The sequence below is a fragment of the Propioniciclava sp. LT432 genome, assembly GCF_059515965.1.
Map to the genome: position 1 here is coordinate 105,761 of NZ_JCAKNE010000004.1, position 23,840 is coordinate 129,600.

Sequence of the window (23,840 nt, forward strand, 5' to 3'; positions counted from 1 at the left end):
GTGCGCTTCACGACGGGCAAGCCCGACCACGACCTGACCTACGACGACGTCTTCATGTCGCCGAACCGCTCATCCGTGCGATCCCGGATGGACGTCGACCTCACCTCCACGGACGGGCTGGGACTTCCGACGCCGTTGGTCGTGGCCAACATGACAGCGGTCTCCGGACGCCGCATGGCCGAGACCGTGGCCCGGCGGGGCGCCATGGCGATCATCCCCCAGGACCTGTCGCACCAAGCGGCGACGTCGACCATCGAACGCGTCAAGGGAGCGCACACCGTCTTCGACACCCCCATCCGCGTCACGCCGGACATGGTCGTGGCCGAGGCACTCCCCCTCATCCCCAAGCGCTCGCACGGCATCGCCGTGGTGCTGGACGGCGAACGGCCGGTCGGCCTGCTGTCGGCCTCGGGTGCCGCGGGAGTGGATCGCTTCGTGCCCGTGCACGAGGTCATGACCACGGACCTCACCATCGTGCCCGAGACCGCCTCCCCCGGCGAGGTCTTCGACACCCTGACGGACAGCCGTCGCAAGATCGCGATCGCCGTCGATCCCGCCGGCAACCTCGTCGGCGTCCTCACCACCAAGGGCGCCATGCGCTCGGCCATCTACTCCCCCAGCGTCGACGCCGCCGGTCGCCTCCGCATCGGTGCCGCCGTCGGCATCTCCGGTCAGGCCGCTGAGCGGGCCCGGGCCCTCCTCGCGGCGGGGGCGGACGTCCTCGTCATGGACACCGCCCATGGCCACCAGGACCGCATGCTCGAGACGCTTGCCGCGGTCCGAGGTGTGCGCGACGCACACGAGGCCGCCACGGGCGACCGGGTTCCCCTCGTGGGCGGGAACGTCGTCACGGCGGAGGGCACCCTCGACCTCATCGAGGCCGGCGCCGACATCGTGAAGGTGGGCGTCGGCCCCGGAGCCATGTGCACCACGCGCATGCAGACGGGTGTGGGGCGCCCCCAGTTCTCGGCCGTGCTCGACTGCGCGGCGGCGGCCGCGGACGCCGGCAAGGCCATCTGGGCGGACGGCGGCGTCCGGCATCCCCGCGACGTCGCCCTGGCGCTCGCGGCCGGCGCCGGGGCCGTGATGATCGGCTCCTGGTTCGCCGGAACGCACGAATCCACGGGGTCTCTGATGCAGGATCCGGACGGCCGCGTCTACAAGGAGTCCTTCGGCATGGCCTCCGCCCGTGCCGTGCGGGCCCGCACGCAGCAGCAGACCTTCTTCGAGCGTGCCCGGGCCGGCCTGTTCGAGGAGGGGATCTCCACCTCGCGGATGTACCTCGACCCGGCTCGGCCGGGCGTGGAGGACCTGGTCGACTTCATCACCTCGGGCGTCCGCTCGTCGTGCACGTACGCCGGCGCGCGGACGTTGCCCGACTTCCACGCCCGCGCCACCATCGGCGTCCAGAGCCGCTCAGGCTACGAGGAGGGCCGCCCGCTGCACAGCAGCTGGTAATCCGGAGAAGCCTCTGCCTTCCCGGAGAGGCCCCTCCCAAGGGCCACAGGGGCCTCGTGCGGACCTTCGTCCGAGTAGCCCACACCCTTTTGCCAAGTCCGGCGTCCCATCGCCCCACAGGGCCGTCCAGCGCGTTTTGGCGACGGAAACGGGGACGGACCCGAAGGTCCGTCCCCGTCTGTGGGTGTTCGCCTCAGTGCTGGTAGTCGCCCACGTAGTACTCGTACGCCCAGCCCATGGCGGCGTAGATGCCGAGACCGATGCCCAGCAGGGTCAACCACCACCCGAACACGACACCGAGCAGCATCACCGTGATGGCCACGGTCGACCAGAACGGGATGATCGAGGTCGGCGGGAAGAAGCCGAGGGCGCCGGCCCCTTCGACGATCTCGCCGTCGGAGCGGTCCTCGGGACGCGGACCGTTGGAGCGACCGGTCAGCGCGAGCATGCCCCAGACCATCGCGGAGAACAGGAGCGTCAGCAGCAGCACCGTGGTGCCGATGGGCTCGACCCGGCCCTCCATCCGGAAGGTCATGTACGCGTAGACCGGCGACACGACCGCGAAGAAGATGACCAGGAACAGGAAGATCTTCGCTTCGGTCCTCATCGGGTGGCCTCCTCGGACGTGGCGGCCTCGGACTCCTCGGCCACGATCGCCTCCTGCAACGGATTGACGGGGTGCGGGCCGATGCCGGCGACCTCGGGATGGTGCAGGTCGAACGCGGGCGCCTCGGAACGGATGCGCGGCAGCTTGGTGAAGTTGTGACGCGGGGGCGGGCAGGACGTCGCCCACTCCAGCGAGCGGCCCCAACCCCACGGGTCGTCGACCGTCACGCGCTCGGCAGTCTTGTGGCTCTTGTAGACGTTCCACATGAACGGCAGCATCGAGATTCCCAAGAGGAACGCGCCGACAGTGGAGATCTGGTTGAGCAGAGTGAAGCCCTCACCCGGCAGGTAGTCCGCGATACGGCGCTGCATGCCCTCGACGCCCAGCCAGTGCTGGACGAGGAAGGTCAGGTGGAAGCCCGCGAAGACGAGCCAGAAATGCAGCTTGGCCAGCTTCTCGTCGAGCATGTAGCCGTACCACTTCGGCCACCAGAAGTAGAAACCGGCGAACATCGAGAAGACGACGGTGCCGAACAGCACGTAGTGGAAGTGGGCGACGACGAAGTAGGTGTCGGACACCTGGAAGTCGAGCGGGGGCGAGGCCAGGATGACGCCGGTCAGGCCACCGAACAGGAAGGTGGTCAGGAAGCCGACGGCCCACAACATGGGGCTGTCGAGTCTCACTGATCCGCTCCACATCGTGCCGATCCAGTTGAAGAACTTCACGCCCGTCGGCACGGCGATCATGAACGTCATGAACGAGAAGAACGGCAGGTTCACCGCGCCGGTCACGAACATGTGGTGCGCCCACACGGAGATCGACAGGGCACCGATGGCCAGGGTGGCACCCACGAGGCCCACGTAGCCGAAGATCGGCTTGCGGCTGAACACCGGGATGATCTCCGTGATGATGCCGAAGAACGGCAGCGCCAGCACGTAGACCTCGGGGTGACCGAAGAACCAGAACAGGTGCTGCCACAGCAGGGCACCACCGGTGGCGGCGTCCAGGATGTGCGTGCCGAGCACGCGGTCGCTGAGCAGGACCAGGAGGCCGGCCGCCAGCACCGGGAAGACCACCAGGATCAGGATCGACGTCACGAGGATGTTCCAGGTGAAGATCGACATGCGGAACATGGTCATGCCGGGAGCACGCATCGTGACGATGGTGGTCACGAAGTTCACCGCGCCGAGGATCGAGGACAGGCCCAGCATGTACAGGCCGGCGAGCCACAGGTCCCCACCGACGCCGGGCGAGTGCACGGCGTCCGACAGGGGGACGTACGCGAACCAGCCGAAGGACGCGGCGCCATCCGGGCTGAGGAAGCCCGCGCAGGCCGTCAGCGAGCCGAACAGGTACAGCCAGTAGCTGAACATGTTGAGGCGCGGGAACGAGACGTCGGGCGCACCGATGTGCAGCGGCATGAGTGCGTTCGCGAAGGCCGCGAACATCGGCGTCGCGAACATCAGCAGCATGATCGTGCCGTGCATGGTGAAGAACTGGTTGAAGGTCTCGTAGTGCAGGTACTGAAGGCCGGGGAAGGCCAACTCCGCACGGATCGCGAGCGCGAGGAGGCCGCCGAAGGCGAAGAACGCCAGCGCCGTCCAGATGTACAGCTTCGCGATGACCTTGTGGTCGGTCGTGGTCATCCACGACCAGATGATGGCTCCCAGATCCTTCGAGCGGGCCGGACGGGCAGCCACGCCGGAATCGGTTCGGGCAAGGGTGGTCATGGGGTCAGCCCTCCTGCTTCGGCCCGGTGGACGGGAACTCGGGGACGATCAGCGCGCCGGTCTGGCCATCGGCGGCGAGCTTCTTGACGTACGCGTTGTACTCGGCCTCGGGCAGCACCTCGACGTGGAAGACCATGGCCGCGTGGTACGTACCACACAGCTCGGCGCACTTGCCGAGGAACGTGCCGGGCTTGGTGGCGGTCACGTCGAAGGTGTTCGTGCGACCGGGGATCACGTCCAGCTTGAAGTAGAAGTCGGGGATCCAGAAGGAGTGGATGACGTCGGCGGAGTTCAGCTTGAACCGGACCGGCTTGTCGAGCGGCAGGACGAGGGTCGGGATCTCCTCAACCGTGCCGACGGTGTGCGCGTCGACGCCGATGGCAGGGTTGTCGGCCTCCATGTAGTTGAAGGTCCACGACCACTTCTGCCCGATCACGTCGATCTTGTGGACCGCGTCATCGCTCTCCTTGGCCAGGACACCGTTCTGCGCCTGGACGGTGAAGAAGAACAGGACGCCGATGATCAGGAAGGGGACCAAGGTGTAGAGGATCTCCATCGGCAGGTTGTACTTGACCTGACGGGGCACCTCGTCGTCGTGCTTGCGGCGGTAGCGGAAGATCGCCCAACCGATCAGCCCCCAGACGAGGACGCCGATCACCATCGAGGCGATCCAGGCCCCATTCCAGAGGTTACCGATGAACGGGGCCCGGTCACTGGCGGCCTCCGGAAGCCCCCATCGGCCCCACTGCTCCATCGTCGCCTGCGAACACCCGCTGAGGGCCAGAGCGCCGACGGTGGCGGCTGCAGCTCCCCAGATGCGTCGCGCGGCCTTGGAGGTTCTCTTCGAAGCCACTGTCACACCCTTCCGATTCTTGGGTCGACCCTTGCTTCCGGGCAGCGCCCGGCCATGGAAGTCGATGCTCGGCGAAAGACTAACCCAAAGACACATCCCGACGCCTCTCACGAAGCGCCGGGATGTCGACTGGTGGGACGAACGTGTCCCGATCGTGACCTGCAAGGCCACCGTCTCGTCAGTGGAAGCTGTCTCCACAAGCGCAGGAGCCGCCCGCGTTCGGGTTGTCGATGGTGAAGCCCTGCTGCTGGATGGTGTCGACGAAGTCGATCGTCGCGCCGGCGAGGTACGGGGCGCTCATGCGATCGGTGACGACCTTGACGCCGTACCACTCCTTCTCGATGTCGCCCTCGAGCTCACGGTCGTCCAGGGCCAACTGGTAGCGAAGACCCGAGCAGCCGCCCGGTGCCACGGAGATGCGCAGGGCCAAGCCCTCCTCTCCTTCACTTGCGGCCAGGTCGGAGACCTTCTGGGCCGCGCCCTGGGTCAGGATGATGCCGTCGGCCACGGCCTCGGTCTGGGTGTCAACGCTCATGAGATGGTTCCTCCGGGTGAGTCAGATGCCGCGCAACGCCCGACAAGGCGTCGTTTTCCAACGCGTGCGACCCAAGTTTAGGTCAGCCTTGCCCACAAGCGAAGCTCACCATGTCCAGCTGGACGCCATCCCCGCGGCGCGACGGGTCAGTTCGTCGGACCCCAGGTCGTCCTCGCCGCCGAGCGGATAGGCGACCTCGACACCGAACGTGCGCAGTTCACGCCCCGAGATGTCGACCCTGCGCGCCGCCACGACCACGGGCCGGAGCGTCCGCTCCCCCAGGGCCGCCACCTCGGTGACCACGTCGCCGCCGCGGTGGGCGAAGTCCAGGACGTCCGAACCGGTCACGACCACGTCGGCGACGGACGCCGTGCGCTCCAGCTGGGCGATCCCCGCGCACAGCGAGGGCCCGGACGTCGTCCACGCCCCCAGGGCGGTCAGCGCCAGGACGGCTCCCCCGGCCGCGCCGAGGCCCGGGGCGTCCGGCACGCCGACCGCGCCGGCGAGGGAGCCGAGGGCGGCGTCGGTGGCGAGCATCACGGCGGGGTCGGTTCCCGCGGCACGCCCGCGCCGCGAGGTGAGGCCCCGCAGGCCGAGCAGCATGTCCCCCATCTCGTGGGAGTCGACGACCGCCACGAGCTCGGTGTCGCCGACGAGGTCGCGGGCGGGAGCGAGGTCGACCGCCGTCAGGTCGCGCAGCTTGCCGGCGCCGGCGTCCAGCCGGACGTCGGAGACCGCCCCGAGCGCGTGCAGGATGCCGGCTCCCCCGTCGTGGGTGACCAGGCCGGTGAGGTCGACGACGACGCGCCGCGGTCGCTCGGCCAGGGCGGACGCCAGCGCCCGCCCCACCCCGAGCGAGCTGGAGGCGGGATCCACGCCGAGCGGCTCCTCGTCCCCGTGGGTGTGGTCGTGGTGGCTGTGGGGGAGGGCGTGGGCGTCCGGGTCCCGAACGACGACCGAGTCGTCGCCCAGCGCGTCCAGTGCGGCGGCCAGGTCGGGACCACCGGCGGCCATGGGCACCACGGCGACGTGGACGCCCGGCCTCGTGGCGACGAAGGCACGAGCGATCGCGGCCCCCGCGTCAGACGACGCGAGGGCCCCGATCCGGTCGGTGCAGACGACGACTCTCACGAAGGGAGCAACCCGTCGAAGGAGTCGCCCTCGCCGATCCACTCCTGGAGCTGCTCCAGCGAGACGTCCTCGTCAGGCACGATCACGTCCGAGTCCAGGAGGAGGTCGTCGTCCAGGATGGTGCCCTGACTCCGGACCTCCTCCAGGAGCCGTCCGAGGGCGCGGCGCAGCCAGTCCTCATCGCCGGCCTTGACCGCGGACTCGACGTCGTCGTCCAGAGCGTTGAGCAGGTCGAGTTCGTCATCGTCGAGCCTGTACTGCCCCTCATTGAGGATGCGGACGATCATCTCCGATCACTCCCCCCGACCGGCGGGCTTGCCCTCGGCCTGGGCGTCCGGCACCTCGGTCACCTCGGCGTCGACCGGCGCCGCCGACAGCTGCGGGGTGGCCTGCGCGCCGTTCCCGGCGGGCAGTGCCCCCATCGACGCCTTGAGGGAGGCCAGTTCGTTCTCGACCTGGGACGACGAGGCCAGGGAGTCGAGCTCGCGGGTGATGTCGTCCTTGTAGGAGCCCGTCGGGTCCTCGAGCGCGCCGGAGGACAGCAGCTCGTCGATGGCGCCGGCGCGGGCCTGCATCTGGGCCGTCTTGTCCTCGGCTCGCTGGATCGCCAAGCCGACGTCGCCCATCTCCTCGGAGATGCCGGTGAAGGCCTCGTTGATGCGCGTCTGGGCCTCGGCCGCGGAGTAGGTGGCCTTGATGGTCTCCTTGCGGGTGCGGAAGGCGTCGACCTTGGCCTGCAGGCGGGTGCTGGCACGGACGAGCTTCTCCTCCTCGCCCTGCAGCGTCGCGTGCTGGGTCATCAGGTCGTCGAGCTGGCTCTGCAGGCCCGACTTGCGGGTCAGGGCCTCGCGGGCCAGGTCCTCCCGGTTGACCTCGAGCGCGCGCTGCGCCGACAGGGTCAGCTTCTTCATCTCCGCGTCGAGCTGGTTGGCCTGGAGTTCGACGCGCTTGCGGCTGGTCGCCACATCGGCGACGCCGCGACGGACCTTCTGCAACAGCTCGAGCTGGCGCTGGTAGGAGTAGTCGAGGGTTTCGCGCGGATCCTCGAGCTTGTCCAGGGCCTTGTCGGCCTTGGCGTTGAAGACAAGCTTGAGGCGTTCGAACAAACCAGCCATGGTGGTCGTGGGTCCTTCCGTGGGAACGGGGTGTGCCCCGCCAGCCTAGCCGCGGGACCCGCGCGTGGGCAGGGGCGCCTGTGGGGGTGGTCCCCCGGAACCGACCCTGACTCTGCAATAGACTGGCCGGCGATCACACACCACCAGCCGAATCCGAGGAACCGTGGCCCTGTTCAAGAAGCCCGCCGAGCCCGAGCCGACGCCGGAGACGACGCAGGCGCACGTCGCGGGCGCCAAGAAGTCGGCGCCGACGCCGACCCGGCGCGAGGCCGAGGCCGCGCGCCGCCAGCGCCTGAACCCGTCCCTCTCACCGAAGGAGGCGAAGGCCCGGCAGCGCCAGATCCAGATGGCGGCCCGTGATCGCCAGTTCGCCGAGGTCGAGGCCTCGCCGGCCCGCGTGCTCATGCGTGACCACGTCGACGCACGGATCAACCCCGCCGAGTTCGCGATGCCGGTGCTACTGGGCATCATGGCGGCGACGCTGATCCCGGCGGTCATCCCCTACGTCCAGTGGCTGCTGTACGCCTCGTGGGCCTACATCATCATCATGGTCGCCGACCTGTTCCTGATGTGGCGGACGTACAAGGCCAAGCTCGCCGCGCGCCACCCGGGCACTCCGCTGCGCGGCCTCCTCATGTACGGGTTCAACCGGCAGATGACGTTCCGTCGCTGGCGTCGTCCCGCCCCGCGCGTCAAGCGCGGCGAGACCCACTGATGTTCCGCTGGTCGGCCGACCCGACCCCGGACGCCGACGCGGCGGCCGAGGCGGGGCTCGGGCAGGAGTTCCCCACCCAGGCGGACGCCGAGGCGTGGCTCACCTCGTCCTACGAGGACCTGGTCGAGGCGGGAGCCGAGAGCGTCACGCTGCTGGAGGGTGATCGGGTCGTGTACGGCCCGATGAGCCTGCTCGCCTGATCTCGCCGATCCCCAGCCCCGCGCCGAAGGCGGCGATGAGGACGCCGGCGCCCACCATCACGGGCGTGGAGAACTGCAATGCCTCGAGGCGGTCGGCGTAGGTCTGGATCTTGGTGCCCTCGGCGTTGCTGCACACGTCGCCCGGCGCCATCGGCACCCCTCGACAGTCGATCGACGGGTTGAGCAGGTTGGCCACCGCCCACAGGGCGACGGCCAGCCCGATGACGACGACCGCCAGGTGGCCGGCGAGGCGTCGGCTCAAGACTCGCGCACCTGGGTCTCGACGAACGGGGGCTTGACCACGTCGAAGGTCTCCGTGCTCCTGCGGACCACCACGCCGACCTCGGCGCCCGGCTTGTACGCGTTGTCCAGCAACGCGAGCCCGATGCCCAGGCCGAGCGTCGGGGAGAACGTGCCCGAGGTCACCGTGCCGACGACGTTGCCCTCGGTGTCGACGCAGTCCATGCCCGGCCGCGGGATCGCCCGTCCGGTCGAACGGATGCCGCGGATGCGACGGGCAGGACCCTCGGCACGCTGTGCGCGGAGCGCATCCGCGCCCCAGAACTCGTCCTTGTCCCAGCCCACGGCCCACGCGGCCAGCGCCATCACTGGCGTGATGTCCAGACTGAGCTCGTGGCCGTGCAGGGCGTAGCCCATCTCGGTGCGCAGGGTGTCGCGGGCGCCCAGGCCGCACGGCCGGATCCCGTACTCCTCGCCCGCGGCCATGACGGCGTCCCAGACCGCGGCGGCGTCCTCGGTGCGGCAGACCAGTTCGTAGCCGCGCTCACCGGTGTAGCCCGTCCGGCACACGGTGAGGGGGCGGCCGGCCACCGTGCCCTCGCGGAACTGCATGTAGTCGAATTCGGCGTCCACGCCCAGTCTCGCCAGCACCTCGTCGGACAGCGGACCCTGGACGGCGAGCACCGCGAAGTCAGCGTGCTGGTTGGTGACGGTGATGCCCTCGGGGGCGGCCGCCTGCAGCAGGGAGACCACCTCGGCGTTGTTGGCCGCGTTGGGGATGAGGAAGACGTCGTCGTCGGCCCGCAGGTACTGGATGAGGTCGTCGACCACGCCGCCGGACTCGTTGCAGCACATCGTGTACTGGGCCTGGCCGGAGCCGATCTTGGCCAAGTCGTTGGTGAAGCACCGGTTCACGAAGTCCTTCGCCCCGGGACCCGACACCCGGGCCTTGCCGAGGTGGCTCACGTCGAAGACGCCGACGCCGTCGCGCACCGCCTTGTGCTCGGCGACGATCGATGAGTACTGCAGGGGCATGGACCAGCCCCCGAACTCGGCGAACTTGGCGCCGAGCGCCACGTGGTGGTCGTGCAGCGGAGAGGTCAACAGTTCGGGCATGACCCAGAACCTACCGCAGTGGGTAGGGTGAGACCCCGACCCCCATGAAGTCCCGTGCCCCTTGATTGGAGACGAAACCGTGCCCACCGCCGCGCTCCCCTCGCTCACCGCCGCAGCCACCCTGCCCAAGGACGCCGACCTCCTCGTGGTCGGCCTGGCGGACGCCTCCGACGGACCGGTGCTCGTGGGCGTCCCCGACGACGTCGAGAAGGCGTGGTCCAAGCGCCACGGTTCCTCGCTGCTCGCCTCGGCCCAGGCCCTGGGCGGCGCCGCCAAGCCGGGCACCACGGTCGTCCTCCCGGGCACGCCCGGGATCGTGGTGACCGGGTTGGGTGGGGTCGACGTGACGCCGGAGCAGGTGCGCCGCGCCGCCGGCAACGCGGTGCGTGCCGCCGCCGCGATCGCCGGGGAGCGGACGCTGTCGCTGGCCGTCAGCCTCGAGGCCCTCGAGCCCGAGGTCCTGCGCGGCGCCGCCGAGGGTGCTTTCCTGGGCGCCTACGGCTACGTCAAGGAGTCCCTCGAGGCCCCCCGGCGGCCCATCGGCTCGATCACGATCCTGTCCGCGGCGAAGGACGCCGGCACGCACGTGTCCGAGGCCCTCGTCGTGGCCACCGCCGTGAACCGCACCCGCGACTGGGTGAACACCCCGGCGAACGCGCTCTACCCGGAGACCTTCGCCGAAGCGGCCCGTGCCCTGGCGAAGGATGCCCGCCTCGACGTGGAGGTGCTCGACGAGAAGGCCCTGGCCCGCGGTGGTTACGGCGGCATCCTCGGCGTCGGCGGTGGGTCGCAGCACCCGCCGCGCCTCGTCCGCATCGAGTACGCCCCGCGCGGCGCGACCACCCACCTGGCACTGGTGGGCAAGGGCATCACGTTCGACACCGGTGGCCTCAACCTGAAGCCCGCCGACGGGATGATCACGATGAAGTGCGACATGGCGGGCGCCGCGGCGGTGATCACCGCGATCCGCGCGATCGCGGACCTGAAGCTCAAGGTCAAGGTCACCGCGTACGCCGCGATGGCCGAGAACATGCCGTCCGGCTCGGCCTACCGCCCGAGCGACGTGCTGAGCATGTACGGCGGCAAGACCGTTGAGAACGCCAACTCGGACGCCGAGGGTCGCCTCGTGATGGCCGACGCCATCGTCCGTGCGGGCGAGGACCACCCGGACCTCATCGTCGACATCGCCACCCTCACGGGTGCCTGCGTTGTGGCGCTGGGCGAGCGGGTCTCGGGTCTCATGGCGTCCGACGACGAGACGGCCGACGACCTGATGGACGCCGCGGAGGCGTCCGGCGAGGCGTTCTGGCAGCTCCCGATTCCGGATGAGGTGCGCGAGAACCTCAAGTCGGAGGTCGCCGACCTCGCGTCGTCGGGCAAGACCCGCTACGGCGGCGCCCTGACCGCGGCGGCATTCCTGCAGGCGTTCGTGCCCGACGGCGTCCGGTGGGCCCACCTCGACATCGCCGGTCCGGCGTGGAACGGCGCCGCCGCCTACGACTACGTCCCCAAGGGTGGGACGGGCGCGGGCGTCCGCACGCTGGTGTCACTGGCGCGGACGCTGGCCCAGCGGTCCGGCCGGTGAGGTCCGCCGGCGCACACCCCGGATGTGGATCTGTCCCACGGAGGGCTAGTCTGGACCCCGTTACGGCCAGTCATCGAAGAAGGAGCCTGTGAGCATGCCGACGAATGTCCCCCTTCCCGCCTTGGGTGAAAGCGTCACAGAAGGCACGATCTCCCGCTGGCTCAAGGCGGTCGGCGACACCGTCGAGGCCGACGAGGCGCTCGTCGAGATCTCCACCGACAAGGTCGACACCGAGATCCCCTCGCCGGTCGCGGGCACCGTGCTCGAGATCCGGTTCGCCGAGGACGACGTCGCCGAGGTCGGTGCGGTCCTGGCCGTCATCGGGGAACCCGGCGAGGCCACCGGCGCCAGCGACGCGCCCGCCGCACCCGCCGCGGAGGCCCCGGCCCCGGCCGCCCAGGAGGCTCCGGAGGCTCCGGCTCCCGCCGAGCAGCCCGCAGCCCCGGCACCGGCCGCACCCGCGGCGTCCGGCCCGGCGCAAGGCACCGAGGTGACCCTGCCGGCACTCGGCGAGTCCGTCACCGAGGGCACCATCAGCCGCTGGCTCAAGGCCGTCGGCGACACCGTCGAGGCCGACGAGGCCCTCGTCGAGATCTCCACCGACAAGGTCGACACCGAGATCCCCTCCCCCGTCGCGGGCACGCTCCTCGAGATCCGCTTCGACGAGGACGACGTCGCCGAGGTCGGCGCCGTCCTGGCCATCGTCGGCGACGCCGCTGCCGCCCCGGCCGCCCCCGCGGCTGCCCCGGCTCCGGCGGAGCAGCCCGCGCCCGCCGCCGAGACCCCGGCCCCGGCCGCCCAGGAGGCTCCGGAGGCTCCGGCTCCCGCCGAGCAGCCCGCAGCCCCGGCACCGGCCGCACCCGCGGCGTCCGGCCCGGCGCAAGGCACCGAGGTGACCCTGCCGGCGCTCGGTGAGTCCGTCACCGAGGGCACGATCAGCCGTTGGCTCAAGGCCGTCGGCGACACCGTCGAGGCCGACGAGGCGCTCGTCGAGATCTCCACCGACAAGGTCGACACCGAGATCCCCTCCCCCGTCGCGGGCACGCTCCTCGAGATCCGCTTCGGCGAGGACGAGGTCGCCGAGGTCGGCGCGGTCCTGGCCATCGTCGGCGACGCGAACGCCAAGCCTCAGGAGAAGCTCGGCGCCGACGCCCGCACGACCTCCGCCGAGGGCGCGAGCTCCTTCGCCGAGGAGGAGGCGTCCGAGGCCCCGGTCGCCGCCGCTCCGGCAGCCACGGCTCCGGCAGCCCCCGCAGCGCCCGCTCCGGCTCCCGCAGCGCCCGCTCCGGCTCCCGCCGCGCCCGCTCCGGCGACGCCGGCCCCCGCCGCCACCCAGGCCCCCCGTGGGGCCGAGGCGCCGGACTCGGGCTACGTCACCCCGCTCGTGCGCAAGCTCGCCGCCCAGCACGGCATCGACCTGAACTCCGTCAAGGGTTCGGGCGTCGGTGGACGCATCCGCAAGCAGGACGTCCTCGCCGCCGCCGAGGCCGCCAAGGCGCCGAAGCAGGAGGCCGCTCCCGCGGCGTCCGCTGCCCCGGCTCCCGCTGCCGCTCCGGCCGCACCCGCAGCGTCCGCCCCGAAGTCCGAGGCAGCCGCCTCCAGCGTCCGTGGCACGACCGAGAAGATGTCGCGCCTGCGCAAGATCATCGCCTCGCGCATGGTCGAGTCGCTGCAGGTCTCGGCGCAGCTCACCGCCACGGTGGAGGTCGACCTGACCAACATCAGCAAGGTCCGCGCCAAGGCCAAGGACGCGTTCAAGGCGCGCGAGGGTGCGTCGCTGTCCTACCTTCCCTTCATCACCAAGGCGACGATCGAGGGCCTCAAGCAGTTCCCCAAGCTCAACGCCCAGATCGACACCGAGGCCGGGACGATCACCTACGCGGACGCCGAGCACATCGGCATCGCGGTGGACACCGAGCGTGGCCTGCTGGTCCCGGTCATCAAGGACGCGGGTGACCTCAACGTCACGGGCCTGGCCAAGAAGATCGCCGACATCGCTGCTCGGACGCGCACCAACAAGGTGACGCCGGACGAGCTGTCGGGCGGCACGTTCACGATCACGAACTACGGTTCCGCCGGGACCCTGTTCGACACGCCGATCGTGAACCAGCCCGAGGTTGCGATCCTCGGCACCGGCGCGCTGGTGAAGCGCCCGGTCGTGGTGAAGGACGCCCAGCTCGGTGAGGTCATCGCGATCCGCGACATGATGTACCTCTCGGTCTCGTACGACCACCGCCTCGTCGACGGCGCGGAGGCCGCCCGCTTCCTGTCGTTCGTCAAGGCACGGCTCGAGGAGGGTGACTTCGGCGCCGAGTTCGGCGCCTGAGCCGCCTAGCACGAACCACGCGCGACGTGCCCGTCCCTCCGGGGGCGGGCACGTCGCCGTCCGGGTCCGGCGAGTTGAGTAGGGTCGCCCTGTGCGATCTCCCTCCCTCGTTGACGGCTTCACCTTCGACTACCTGGGCTTCGACGGCTCCGACCTGGCGCCGAGCGACTACCAGGAGACGTGGGACCTCCAACGCGCCGTGCACGCCCGCGTCGTGGCGGGCGAGATCGGGCCCCAGGTGCTGTACGTCCAGCACCCGCCCGTCTACACGGCCGGACGCCGGACGCTCGAGTCGGAACGTCCCTTCGACGGCACGCCCGTCGTCGACGTCGATCGCGGCGGCAAGATCACGTACCACGGACCCGGCCAACTGGTCGGTTACCCGATCATCACCCTCACGCGACAGTTCGGGCCGCTGGAGTACGTCCGTCGCCTCGAGCAGGCCGTGATCGAGGTGCTGGAACCCCTCGGGATCGAGGGCACGCGGGTCGAGGGCCGCACCGGCGTGTGGCTCGCCGCCGACGGCGTCCGGCCCGAGCGCAAGATCTGCGCCATCGGCATCCGCGTGGCGCGGATGACGACCATGCATGGCTTCGCCCTCAACGTCGGGTCGCAGGCGTGCGGCCCGTTCGGCAACATCGTCCCCTGCGGCATCAGCGACGCGGGAGTGACGAGCATCGAGGATGAACTGGGCGGCCCCCCGCCCTCGCTGGTCGAGGTCGCGCACTCCCTCGAACCGCTGCTGGCCCAACACCTGGCGTTCACCCTCACCACCGGCGCCCCCGGTCGCAGCTGACAGGGCGCACCGCAAGCGACACGCCCTTAGGGTGGGGTCATGGCAGCGCGCATCGGTGTCCTGACGTCGGGCGGGGACGCCCCCGGCATGAACGCCGCCATCCGCGGCGTCGTCCGGGCTGGTGTGACGGCGGGCGTGCAGGTCGTCGGCATCCGTGACGGTTACCAGGGCGCCATTGACGGCGGGGATTCCCTCGTGCCGCTTGGCTGGGACGACGTGGCCGGCACCTCCGCCGAACCCGGGACGCTGCTCGGCACCTCACGCTGCACCGCGTTCCGCGAGCCCGCCGGACGCCGCGCCGCGGTCGCCTCGCTCGTCGGGGCGGGGATCGACCGGCTGGTCGTCATCGGCGGCGACGGGTCGCTCGCGGGGGCCGCACTCCTCCGCGAGGAGTGGAGCCAGCACCTGGCGGAGCTCGTGGCCGGTGGCACCCTCGACGCCGCCCGTGCAGCCGCCCACCCACGGCTGGCCGTCGTCGGCCTGGCCGGGTCGATCGACAACGACCTGGTGGGCACCGACATGACGATCGGGGCTGATTCCGCGCTGCACCGCATCGTCGAGGCCATCGACGCGATCGCCAGCACGGCGGCGTTCAAGGACCGCAACTTCGTGATCGAGGTGATGGGGCGCAACTGCGGCTACCTCGCCCTGATGAGCGCCATTGCCGGCGGAGCCGATGCCGTCATCGTTCCCGAACACCCGCTCGCGGACGGTTGGCGCGCCGACTTGGCCGGCGTGCTGCACCGGGCGCGGGCAGCCGGGCGCCGGACGTCCGTCGTCGTCGTCGCCGAAGGTGCCCGGGACGTGTCGGGACGCCCGGTCAGCTCCGATGAGGTCCGCCGTACGGTGGCCGAGGAGATGGGCGAGGACGCCCGGATCACGGTCCTGGGCCACGTGCAGCGGGGCGGACGCCCCAGTGCCTACGACCGCTGGATGGGCGCCCTCGTCGGCCACGCCGCGCTCCAGCACCTGCTCGGCCCCGACCCGGCACCCGTGCTCGTGGGCGTCCATGACAACGTCCCGGTCACCACCCCTCTGGCGGACGCCGTGGCCGCCACCACCAGCGTGGACGCGCTCCTGGCCCAGGGCCGCCTGGACGAGGCGGCCGCCCTGCGGGGGCACTCGTTCGTGCACATGCACCGCACGTTCCTGGGACTGTCCCGGCCACGAGAGCCCGCGGAGGCCGGGGGTACGGGAAGCCGCCGCATCGGCGTCCTGCACTGTGGCGGAATCGCGCCCGGCATGGACACCGCGGCGCAGGCGATCGTCCGCCTCGGCCTGGACCGCGGTCACGAGGTGCTCGGCGTCCGCGGCGGGTTCCCCGGCCTTGCCGCCGGCGACGTCGTCACGTTGGGCTGGCCCGACATCGAGGGGTGGGTTCGCTCCCCGGGGTCGCACCTCGGCACCCGGCGGACCGTCCCCGGGCCCGACGACCTGCCCGCGCTGGCGGCGTCCGTCACCGAGCTCCGCCTGGACGCCCTGGTGTTGATCGGCGGGCTCGACGCCTACCGCGCCATGACCGTGCTCGACGCGGGCGTGGCGGACTTCCCGGCCCTCGACCTGCCGATGGTGGTGGTGCCGTGCTCGATCGACAACAACCTGCCCGGCGTGGCGATGGCCATCGGCGCCGACACCGCGCTGAACGTCGGCGTCACGAACATCGACCAGGTCAAGCGGTCCTCGACGGCCGAGCCGCGCGCGTTCGTCGTGGAGGTCACCGGTCGGTCCTGCGGTTTCCTCGCGCTGACCCAAGGGGTGGCCGCCGGTGCCGAGCGGGTCTACCTGCACGAGGAGGGCATCACCTTGGCGATGCTGGCCGAGGACGCCGCCCGCATGCGCGCCGACTTCGCCTCGGGGCAGGACCTCTGGCTGGCGCTGCGCAACGAGGCCGCCTCCCGCCTGTTCACCGTGCCGCTGGTGACCGAACTGCTCGAGGCCGAGTCCGGGGGTGCGTTCACCGTCCGAGGGGTGGTGCTCGGGTACAGCCAACAAGGCGGCATCCCCTCACCCTTCGACCGGATCGCCAGCGTCCGGCTGGCGTCCTGGGCGATGGTGTGGTTGCACGACGCCCTCGCCTCGGGGAGCACGGATCGGGTCGGCGTGACCCCCGATGGCGCGCGCCCCCTCGCCGAGCTCCTCGAGCAGGTCGATCTGGCGTCCGGACGCCTCCACCGTCAGTGGTGGGACGCGCTCCACCCCGTCCTCGAGGCACTCGGACGGCGCCCATCGGTGCCCGGCAAGGCACGTAAGATGACCCGGTGACCCAAACCCAGCCTCGCCGCCTCCTTCGCATCGAAGTGCGGAACGCGGAGACACCCATCGAACGCAAGCCGTCCTGGATCAAGACGAAGGCCGTCATGGGCCCGGAGTACAAGGACATGCAGAACCGCGTCAAAGACGGCGGCCTGCACACGGTGTGTCAGGAGGCGGGTTGCCCCAACATCTTCGAGTGTTGGGAGGACCGCGAGGCCACCTTCCTCATCGGCGGCGACCAGTGCACCCGCCGCTGCGACTTCTGCCAGATCGCCACGGGGCGCCCCACCGGCTACGACCAGGACGAGCCCCGGCGCGTCGCGGAGTCCGTCCGCGAGATGGGCCTGAGGTACGCCACGGTGACCGGCGTCGCGCGCGACGACCTGCCCGACGGCGCCTCCTGGCTGTACGCCGAGACCTGTCGCCAGATCCGGGAGCTGAACCCCGGCTGCGGCGTCGAACTGCTCGTGGATGACTTCAAGGGCGAGCGCAAGGCCCTGGAGACCGTGTTCGAGGCGGCACCCGAGGTCTTCGCGCACAACGTCGAGACCGTCCCGCGGATCTTCAAGCGCATCCGTCCGGCGTTCGACTACCAACGCTCGCTCGGCGTGCTGACCCAGGCCCGCGAGGCGGGGCTGGTGACGAAGTCGAACTTGATCCTGGGCATGGGCGAGACGCGCGAGGAGATCAGCCAGGCGCTCGTCGACCTGCGCGACGCCGGCACCGAATTGCTGACGATCACCCAGTACCTGCGGCCCTCGGCGCTGCACCACCCGATCGACCGCTGGGTCACCCCCGAGGAGTTCCAGGAACTGGAGGACGAGGCGAAGGCCCTAGGATATGCAGGAGTGCTGTCCGGGCCGCTCGTCCGCTCGTCCTATCGGGCGGGGCGCCTCTACCGGCAGGCGATCGAGGCCCGCAAGAAGGCACCGCAGAACAACATCGTGGAGTGAATCATGGCTAGCGAGAAGGCGAAGGAACTCGCCGCTAAGCAGAAGGCCGCCATCAAGGCGGAGAAGCTGCGCAAGAAGAACAGCGACGACCCCAAGGACTGGGGCCAGATCCGCCAGCTCCGCGAGGCCTACAAGCGGACGGCGGAGATCGATCCCGCCGTCACCTGGTGGATGCTCGGCGTCGGTCTGGGCGTCGCCGCGGTCATCGCCGTCATCGGCGTGCTCGCCAACCTCGCCTGGTGGGCGTGGCTGCCGCTGGCGCTGGCGTCCGGTCTGCTGGGTGCCATGCTGATCCTGACGCGCCGTGTCAAGGGCGCCATGGTGAAGCGCTACGAGGGGCAGCCCGGTTCCGCCGAGGTCGCCCTCCAGCTGCTGAACAAGAAGAAGTACACGTACGACATGGGCATCACCGCCACGCGCCAGTTCGACCTGGTGCACCGGGTGGTCGGTCCGTGCGGCGTCGTCCTGATCGGCGAGGGCACCGTGGGCCGCGTCAAGCCCCTGCTGAACGGCGAGGCCCGCAAGCACGAGTCGATCGCCCACGGCACGCCCGTCACCACGCTCTACCTCGGCAACGGCCAGGGTCAGGTCCGCCTCGGCGACCTGGAGAAGCGCATCCTCAAGATGCCGACCGTCCTGCAGCCCCACCAGATCGCCGAGGTGCGCCAGCGCATCCGCGCGCTGGACGCCGTGCGCCCCAAGGCCCCGCTCCCGAAGGGTCCGATGCCGACTCCGAAGGGCATCAACCGCGCGATGCGGGGTCGCTGATCCCCTGTCGTTGACGTCATCCGTGGTCCACGGTCGGTTCTCCGGCCGTGGACCACTGGTTTCCGCGGGTGGGCGGGCCCTCGGCGCAGTGGAGGGGAGCCCTCGGCGCACTGGAGGCGAGCCCTCGGCGCAGTGGAGGGGAGCCCTCGGCGCACTGGAGTCGAGCCCTCGGCGCACTGGAGGCGAGCCCTCGGCGGGGACTCAGCCCTCCAGGGCCTCCGACAGCTCCAGCCAGTGGAGTTCGAGTTCCTCGACCTCGGACTCCAGAGCGCTGATCGCCTCCATCCGCTTCGCGAGACCGGCGTAGTCGGTGTGGTCGAACTCCGCGAGCGCAACCTTGTCCGCGTCGATCTGGGCCGTGAGCTTGCGGATGCGGCGCTCGATGGCTTCGATCTCCTTGCGTGCCGCGCGCAGCCCCGCCCCCGACAGCCCGGACGCCGTGGGCGCGGCCTTCGCGGGGGCGGGCTTGGACCCCGAGGACTGTTCCCCCGCCGCACGGAGGCGCAGGTACTCCTCGACGCCGCCGGGCAGGTGGCGGAGGCGTCCACCCATCACCGCGTACTGCTGGTCGGTGACGCGCTCGAGGAAGTACCGGTCGTGGGAGACCACGATCAGCGTGCCGGGCCACGAGTCGAGGAGGTCCTCGACGGCGGCGAGCATGTCGGTGTCGAGGTCGTTGGTCGGCTCGTCCAGGATCAGCACGTTCGGCTGCGCGAGCAGGATCAGCAGCAACTGCAGGCGGCGCTGCTGGCCACCGGAGAGGTCCTTGATGGGCGTGCTCAGCTGGGCGTTGGTGAAACCGAGTCGCTCCAGCAACTGGCTGGGCGTCATCTCCTGGGCCTTGGAACCGGATCCGAGCGTGTAGCTGGTGCGGAGGCGTCCGATCAGGACCCGGACGGGCTCGTCCAGGTGCTCCTCCAAGCCGCCCAACTGCTGGCTGAGCGTGGCGACCTGCACGGTCTTGCCCCGCTTCACGCGTCCGGAGGTCGGGGCCAGCGAGCCGTCGATGAGCCTCAGCAGCGTCGACTTGCCGGCGCCGTTCACGCCGAGGATCCCGGTTCGCTCCCCCGGTGCCAGGCGCCACTCGACGCCGCGCAGCACCTCCTTGTCCCCGTAGGCGACGCCGGCGTCGTGCAGGTCGACGACGTCCTTCCCGAGGCGCGCGACGGCCAGCGACTGCAGCGCCACCTGGTCGCGCAGCGGCGGCACGTCCGCGATGAGCGCGTTGGCGGCCTCGATCCGGAACTTGGGCTTGGACGTCCGCGCCGGTGCACCGCGGCGCAGCCACGCGAGTTCCTTGCGGGCGAGGTTCTGGCGGCGCTGCTCGATGGCGGCGGCCTGCCGGTCGCGCTCGACCCGCTGGAGGATGTAGGCGGCGTACCCGCCCTCGAAGGGCTCGACGATGCGATCGTGCACCTCCCACGTGGCGGTGCAGACCTCGTCGAGGAACCACCGGTCGTGGGTGACGACCATCAGTCCGCCGGCGTTGGCCGCCCAGCGCTGCTTGACGTGCCGGGCCAGCCAGGTGATGCCCTCGACGTCGAGGTGGTTGGTGGGCTCGTCCAGGGCCAGGACGTCCCAGTCCCCCACCAGCAACGCCGCGAGCGCGACACGACGTCGCTGGCCGCCGGACAGGTCTCCCACGACCCCATCCCAGGGAACGTCGCTGAGCAGGCCCGCGATGACGTCCCGGACGCGGGCGTCGCCCGCCCACTCGTGCTCGGGCGCTTCGCCGACGACGGCCCGGGCCACGGTCAGGGTCGGATCGAGGGTGTCGGCCTGGTCGAGGACGCCGATCCGCAGGTCGCGCCGCGTGGTGACCTTGCCGGCCATCGGCTCGAGGCGTCCGGCCAGCATGGCCAGCAGGGTCGACTTGCCGTCGCCGTTGCGCCCGACGATGCCGATGCGGTCACCCTCGTTGACCCCGAGCGTGACGGAGTCGAAGACGACCTTGGTGGGAAATTCGAGGTGGAGGCCTTCAGCCCCGAGCAGGTGTGCCATGGCCGCTCAAGCCTAGTGGGTACGGGCCCAGACATGGTTCAAGCCCGACACCACCGCTTTGTGGTGCCAGGCTTGGGTTGACGGCGCCCTCGGGTGAGGGCCGGAAGGGATACAGGCGATCAGGTCAGAGCTGGTGCGCCTGGACCATGTCCTCGGAGATCTCGTTCCACATCTGGACGATGTCGTTGAGCTTCATGGCGGTCCTCCTTCGAATGTTGCTGTGGGTGTTGCGTTGGGGTTGTCGCTTGGTTCGTCCGTGGGACGGTCAGAGCTGGTGGGCCTGAGCCATGTCCTCGGAGATCTCGTTCCACATCTCGACGATGTCGTTGAGCTTCATCTTGTCCCTCCTTCCTTCTTGTTCCTGTCCTCCTTTGAGGACACCTCCATATTATGGTCTTCCAGACTAATAATCAAGAGGGAGCGCTCGCTGGGGCGCCAACCGACGACAACAAGCGCTTCACTAGGAGCGAAGCAGCGCCCCGTCCGCGATGGACGGGGCGCTCCCCTTTCCTCCGAGCCCCAGCGAGGGGACGCGTGGGTCAGCTGGGCCGCGGTGCACCCGGACGCGCGTAGCGCCACCAGGTCAGTGCGACGCACAGGACGGCCCACACGACGCCGATCCAGTAGAACGGGACCGCGCCCAAGGTCGTCAGGCCGATGCCGAACAGGAACGGGCCGAACGCGGCGATGGCAGCGGTCCACCCGATGACGCCACCGGCCTGGCGCCGCTCGAAGATCATCGGCATCTGCTTGAACGTGGACGCGTTGCCGATGCCCGAGAACAGGAAGATCAGCAGCATCCCGAACAGGAACTGGTTGAACCCGGCGCTCAGCGCGGCCGCCGACGAGGTGTCGGGCGTGAGCCCCCCGATGGTCCACCAGATGGAGCCGACGAGGCCGATACCGGAGACGAGGGTCCAGATGGCGCCCCCCATGCGGTCGGTCAGCGGGCTGAACAGGATCCGGGCGCCCGCCCCGACGAGCGGGCCGAGGAACACGTACTTGGCGGGGTCGGGCACGGCATAGCCCTCGACGAGGACACGCGCCGTCTCCCCGACGCCTTCGACGATCGCCGCGTTGCCCGAGCCGTACAGGTTGTTCATGAGCAGGCCGAACTGCGCCGACAGGCCCGAGAAGGTGCCGAACGTCATGATGTAGAGGACCGTCATCCACCAGGTGTCCTGGTTGGAGAAGATGTCGAACTGCTGCTTGATGTTCGCCTTGATGGGCACGGACTTGAGGTACTTCCAGGCCAGGAAGGCGCCGATCAGGATGAACGGCAGCCAGACGTAGGACGCTGCCTGGTACCAGACGGTCTGGCTGGGCTTGCCGGGGATCTTCATCTCCTGGCTGATGCCCATCCACCAGAACATGCCGAACCCGATGATCCACGGGGTGAGGAGTTGCACCAGCGAGACGCCGAAGTTGCCGATGCCGGCCTGCAGGCCGAGCGCCGTGCCCGACATGCGCTTGGGGAAGAAGTAGGACGTGGACGGCATGAAGCCCGAGAAGGCGCCGCCGCCGATGCCGGCCAGGAAGGCCAGCACGAGCAGCTCCCAGTAGGGCGCGGTGCCCGGCAGCATCGTCCGGACGCCCCACCCCAGGACGGGGAAGAACAGCAGGAGCGTGGTGAGGGCGACCATCTTGCGGGTGCCCATGATCGGAGGCAGCACCATCCAGACCAGGCGCATCAGGCCGGCCGAGAGGCCCGGCGTGGCCGCCAGCCAGTACAACTGCTCCTTGGTGAACGAGTACCCGATCGCATTCAGCTTCGGGATGATCGCGCTGGGGAGGAACCAGGCGACGAAGCACATCGTGAGGGTGAAGGTGGTGATCCAGAGGGTGCGCCAGGCCAGGGACTTGTCCCAGGTGGCCTCGTTCTCCGGATCCCAGCTGGTCAGCCACTCCTTGCCTGAGCGGACCTTGTCCTGTGCAGTGCTCATGCGTTGATCTCCTGTCGGGAGCCGGACTCCTGGACGTCCGTCATGGTGGCGGGCACATCGACATCATGGCCGAGGTGCGGGGACTGCGCATTCAACATGCGGTGAATCGTGAGGTGCATCCACAGCAGCGAGATCGCGGTGATGCCGAACAGGATGGCGAAGGTCGAGTTCGCCATGCCGGTGAACGCCTTGGTGTAGGCGAACATGGGCGGGAGGAAGAAGCCCCCCAGGCCGCCGAGCATGCCGACCAGGCCGCCCACGGAGCCGACATTGTCCGGGAAGTACGTGGGGATGTGCTTGAACACGGCCGCCTTGCCGATGCCCATCGCGCACCCGATGACGAAGACGAGGGCGACGAACAGCCACAGGTTCATCGAGTAGTGCATGACTTCGCGCCGTCCGCCGTCGGGTTGGAGGAGGACGATGTATCCGTTCGGCATCATCAGCACACCGGACGCCGCGAGCATCACGAAGAAGGTGCCGTACATGGCCCGCCGAGCGCCCCAGCGGTCGCTGAACCAGCCGCCCAGCGGGCGCAGGAGGGACGCGGGGAAGATGAACGTCGCGGTGAGCAGGCCGGCGGTCGAGAGGGACACGCCGAAGTTGTCGACGTAGTAGGCCGGCAGGTAAGCCGAAAGGGCGACGTAGGCGCCGAACACCACCACGTAGTACAGGGAGAAGCGCCACACCCGGACGTCCTTGAGCGGCTGCAGCATCTGTCCCACCGTCTTGGACGCCCCGGGCATGCGGTCCCGGTGCGGCGTGACGAAGAACATGACCACCGCGATGACGACGAGCAGGACGGAGTAGATGACCGGGATCAGCCGCCAGCCCCCGACGACGCCGAGCCCGTAGGTCGCACCCGCGGTGCCCGTGATGATCGCCGGGCCGATGAACTTGGTGACCGACGCACCCACGTTGCCCGCACCGAACAGGCCCAGCGCGAAGCCCTTGCGGCGGTCGGTGAACCACGCGTTGTTCCAGGACACACCGACGCTGAAGCTGTTGCCGACGAAACCGACGAGGAAGGCGAGCACCAGGAGCATGGGGTAGCTGTTGGCGAACGAGACCGCGAAGGACGCCACGGCACCGCTCAGCAGCAGGTACATCATGACCTTCTTGCCACCGATCCGGTCGGCCAGCATGCCGGCCGGGAGGCGCCACATCGAACCGTTCAGGACGGCCACGGCGCTGATCCAACTCAGCTCCACGTCCGTGAGACCGAACTCGGCCTGGATGGGCTTGCCCAGGATTCCGAACATCAACCAGACGGCGAACATCATCGTGAACGCCAGCGTGGACACCGTCAGGACGCGGCCCGATCCGGGCGCCTCGTGACGCGGTGCACCCTCAGCCATGGGGCTCCTTGAAAATTGGACTCAGATCCTTTAAAGCAGGACCACGGGGATCAAACCACACGGCATCCGAACGCGTCAACTACCCTCAGTAGGAGTGTGAACCCCTAAGTCAACGGGTATTTGAAAGGTGAACCACCCACACCTTGCACGGAGGCGG

21 protein-coding genes are annotated in these 23,840 nt (G+C 69.8%); 9 read left to right on the forward strand and 12 right to left on the reverse strand.

The window, feature by feature from the left end:
* Positions 1-1,458, forward strand: a complete 1,458-nt coding sequence (locus tag AC5YDV_RS03235) for a GuaB1 family IMP dehydrogenase-related protein (RefSeq protein ID WP_496182159.1) — start codon at positions 1-3, stop codon at positions 1,456-1,458.
* 193 nt (positions 1,459-1,651) lie between these two features.
* Here the strand turns inward: AC5YDV_RS03235 and AC5YDV_RS03240 are convergent, their stop codons facing one another.
* From AC5YDV_RS03240 to AC5YDV_RS03270, 7 genes are all read right to left on the reverse strand, one after another.
* Complete coding sequence (locus tag AC5YDV_RS03240) at positions 1,652-2,065, reverse strand: cytochrome c oxidase subunit 4 (RefSeq protein ID WP_496182160.1); 414 nt, start codon at positions 2,063-2,065, stop codon at positions 1,652-1,654.
* Positions 2,062-3,795: an aa3-type cytochrome oxidase subunit I gene (ctaD, locus tag AC5YDV_RS03245; protein WP_496182161.1), complete on the reverse strand. Its 1,734-nt coding sequence runs from the start codon at positions 3,793-3,795 to the stop codon at positions 2,062-2,064. Before ctaD ends, AC5YDV_RS03240 begins: the two co-directional genes overlap by 4 nt.
* Before the next feature lie 4 nt (positions 3,796-3,799).
* The gene (gene ctaC, locus AC5YDV_RS03250; protein ID WP_496182162.1) at positions 3,800-4,648 is read right to left on the reverse strand and encodes an aa3-type cytochrome oxidase subunit II; all 849 of its coding nucleotides are present in this window, start codon (positions 4,646-4,648) and stop codon (positions 3,800-3,802) included.
* Between the two features lie 178 nt (positions 4,649-4,826).
* Positions 4,827-5,183, reverse strand: coding sequence for a HesB/IscA family protein (locus tag AC5YDV_RS03255; protein ID WP_496182163.1), 357 nt, complete (start codon positions 5,181-5,183; stop codon positions 4,827-4,829).
* Between the two features lie 105 nt (positions 5,184-5,288).
* Positions 5,289-6,314: a glycerate kinase gene (locus tag AC5YDV_RS03260; RefSeq protein ID WP_496182164.1), complete on the reverse strand. Its 1,026-nt coding sequence runs from the start codon at positions 6,312-6,314 to the stop codon at positions 5,289-5,291.
* Positions 6,311-6,601, reverse strand: coding sequence for a PspA-associated protein PspAA (gene pspAA, locus AC5YDV_RS03265; RefSeq protein WP_496182165.1), 291 nt, complete (start codon positions 6,599-6,601; stop codon positions 6,311-6,313). Before pspAA ends, AC5YDV_RS03260 begins: the two co-directional genes overlap by 4 nt.
* Before the next feature lie 6 nt (positions 6,602-6,607).
* A complete protein-coding gene (locus AC5YDV_RS03270; RefSeq protein WP_496182166.1) occupies positions 6,608-7,429 on the reverse strand; it encodes a PspA/IM30 family protein in 822 nt (273 codons plus the stop codon).
* Positions 7,430-7,592: 163 nt separating this feature from the next.
* Between AC5YDV_RS03270 and AC5YDV_RS03275 the strand changes: the two genes are divergently transcribed.
* Positions 7,593-8,144 carry a DUF3043 domain-containing protein gene (locus AC5YDV_RS03275; protein ID WP_496182167.1) on the forward strand — a complete coding sequence of 184 codons (552 nt, stop codon included), beginning with the start codon at positions 7,593-7,595 and terminating at the stop codon, positions 8,142-8,144.
* A complete protein-coding gene (locus tag AC5YDV_RS03280; RefSeq protein ID WP_496182168.1) occupies positions 8,144-8,344 on the forward strand; it encodes a hypothetical protein in 201 nt (66 codons plus the stop codon). Before AC5YDV_RS03275 ends, AC5YDV_RS03280 begins: the two co-directional genes overlap by 1 nt.
* Here the strand turns inward: AC5YDV_RS03280 and AC5YDV_RS03285 are convergent.
* Positions 8,289-8,606 carry a hypothetical protein gene (locus tag AC5YDV_RS03285; protein ID WP_496182169.1) on the reverse strand — a complete coding sequence of 106 codons (318 nt, stop codon included), beginning with the start codon at positions 8,604-8,606 and terminating at the stop codon, positions 8,289-8,291. The two genes, AC5YDV_RS03280 and AC5YDV_RS03285, sit on opposite strands and share 56 nt — an antisense overlap.
* A complete protein-coding gene (gene gcvT, locus AC5YDV_RS03290; RefSeq protein WP_496182170.1) occupies positions 8,603-9,700 on the reverse strand; it encodes a glycine cleavage system aminomethyltransferase GcvT in 1,098 nt (365 codons plus the stop codon). Before gcvT ends, AC5YDV_RS03285 begins: the two co-directional genes overlap by 4 nt.
* Positions 9,701-9,779: 79 nt before the next feature.
* On the opposite strand from gcvT, the gene AC5YDV_RS03295 reads away from it, so the two are divergent.
* From AC5YDV_RS03295 to AC5YDV_RS03320, 6 genes are all read left to right on the forward strand, one after another.
* Positions 9,780-11,285, forward strand: a complete 1,506-nt coding sequence (locus AC5YDV_RS03295; RefSeq protein WP_496182171.1) for a leucyl aminopeptidase — start codon at positions 9,780-9,782, stop codon at positions 11,283-11,285.
* 94 nt (positions 11,286-11,379) lie between these two features.
* Complete coding sequence (gene sucB, locus AC5YDV_RS03300; protein WP_496182172.1) at positions 11,380-13,611, forward strand: 2-oxoglutarate dehydrogenase, E2 component, dihydrolipoamide succinyltransferase; 2,232 nt, start codon at positions 11,380-11,382, stop codon at positions 13,609-13,611.
* A 91-nt stretch (positions 13,612-13,702) separates the two neighbouring features.
* Complete coding sequence (gene lipB / locus AC5YDV_RS03305) at positions 13,703-14,407, forward strand: lipoyl(octanoyl) transferase LipB (protein ID WP_496182173.1); 705 nt, start codon at positions 13,703-13,705, stop codon at positions 14,405-14,407.
* Between the two features lie 39 nt (positions 14,408-14,446).
* Positions 14,447-16,669: a 6-phosphofructokinase gene (locus AC5YDV_RS03310; protein ID WP_496182174.1), complete on the forward strand. Its 2,223-nt coding sequence runs from the start codon at positions 14,447-14,449 to the stop codon at positions 16,667-16,669.
* A complete protein-coding gene (gene lipA, locus AC5YDV_RS03315) occupies positions 16,666-17,613 on the forward strand; it encodes a lipoyl synthase (protein ID WP_496182175.1) in 948 nt (315 codons plus the stop codon). The genes AC5YDV_RS03310 and lipA overlap by 4 nt, the downstream gene beginning before the upstream one ends.
* Complete coding sequence (locus AC5YDV_RS03320) at positions 17,614-18,381, forward strand: DUF4191 domain-containing protein (protein ID WP_496182202.1); 768 nt, start codon at positions 17,614-17,616, stop codon at positions 18,379-18,381. It begins immediately after the preceding gene.
* Positions 18,382-18,582: 201 nt separating this feature from the next.
* On the opposite strand, the gene AC5YDV_RS03325 is transcribed toward AC5YDV_RS03320, so the two are convergent.
* The 3 genes from AC5YDV_RS03325 to AC5YDV_RS03335 all read right to left on the reverse strand — a co-directional run bounded on the left by AC5YDV_RS03325 (position 18,583) and on the right by AC5YDV_RS03335 (position 23,683).
* The gene (locus AC5YDV_RS03325; RefSeq protein ID WP_496182176.1) at positions 18,583-20,382 is read right to left on the reverse strand and encodes an ABC-F family ATP-binding cassette domain-containing protein; all 1,800 of its coding nucleotides are present in this window, start codon (positions 20,380-20,382) and stop codon (positions 18,583-18,585) included.
* Positions 20,383-20,921: 539 nt separating this feature from the next.
* The gene (locus tag AC5YDV_RS03330; protein ID WP_496182177.1) at positions 20,922-22,325 is read right to left on the reverse strand and encodes an MFS transporter; all 1,404 of its coding nucleotides are present in this window, start codon (positions 22,323-22,325) and stop codon (positions 20,922-20,924) included.
* Positions 22,322-23,683 carry an MFS transporter gene (locus AC5YDV_RS03335; protein ID WP_496182178.1) on the reverse strand — a complete coding sequence of 454 codons (1,362 nt, stop codon included), beginning with the start codon at positions 23,681-23,683 and terminating at the stop codon, positions 22,322-22,324. Before AC5YDV_RS03335 ends, AC5YDV_RS03330 begins: the two co-directional genes overlap by 4 nt.
* Positions 23,684-23,840 lie beyond the last annotated feature (157 nt).

What these genes read in the sequence shown, in the direction of transcription:
- AC5YDV_RS03240 (WP_496182160.1), bottom strand. Translation starts at nt 2,065, where the DNA reads ATGAGGACCGAAGCGAAGATCTTCCTGTTCCTGGTCATCTTCTTCGCG.
- ctaD (WP_496182161.1), bottom strand. Translation starts at nt 3,795, where the DNA reads ATGACCACCCTTGCCCGAACCGATTCCGGCGTGGCTGCCCGTCCGGCC.
- AC5YDV_RS03255 (WP_496182163.1), bottom strand. Translation starts at nt 5,183, where the DNA reads ATGAGCGTTGACACCCAGACCGAGGCCGTGGCCGACGGCATCATCCTG.
- pspAA (WP_496182165.1), bottom strand. Translation starts at nt 6,601, where the DNA reads ATGATCGTCCGCATCCTCAATGAGGGGCAGTACAGGCTCGACGATGAC.
- AC5YDV_RS03270 (WP_496182166.1), bottom strand. Translation starts at nt 7,429, where the DNA reads ATGGCTGGTTTGTTCGAACGCCTCAAGCTTGTCTTCAACGCCAAGGCC.
- AC5YDV_RS03280 (WP_496182168.1), top strand. Translation starts at nt 8,144, where the DNA reads ATGTTCCGCTGGTCGGCCGACCCGACCCCGGACGCCGACGCGGCGGCC.
- gcvT (WP_496182170.1), bottom strand. Translation starts at nt 9,700, where the DNA reads ATGCCCGAACTGTTGACCTCTCCGCTGCACGACCACCACGTGGCGCTC.
- sucB (WP_496182172.1), top strand. Translation starts at nt 11,380, where the DNA reads ATGCCGACGAATGTCCCCCTTCCCGCCTTGGGTGAAAGCGTCACAGAA.
- AC5YDV_RS03310 (WP_496182174.1), top strand. Translation starts at nt 14,447, where the DNA reads ATGGCAGCGCGCATCGGTGTCCTGACGTCGGGCGGGGACGCCCCCGGC.
- AC5YDV_RS03325 (WP_496182176.1), bottom strand. Translation starts at nt 20,382, where the DNA reads ATGGCACACCTGCTCGGGGCTGAAGGCCTCCACCTCGAATTTCCCACC.
- AC5YDV_RS03330 (WP_496182177.1), bottom strand. Translation starts at nt 22,325, where the DNA reads ATGAGCACTGCACAGGACAAGGTCCGCTCAGGCAAGGAGTGGCTGACC.
- AC5YDV_RS03335 (WP_496182178.1), bottom strand. Translation starts at nt 23,683, where the DNA reads ATGGCTGAGGGTGCACCGCGTCACGAGGCGCCCGGATCGGGCCGCGTC.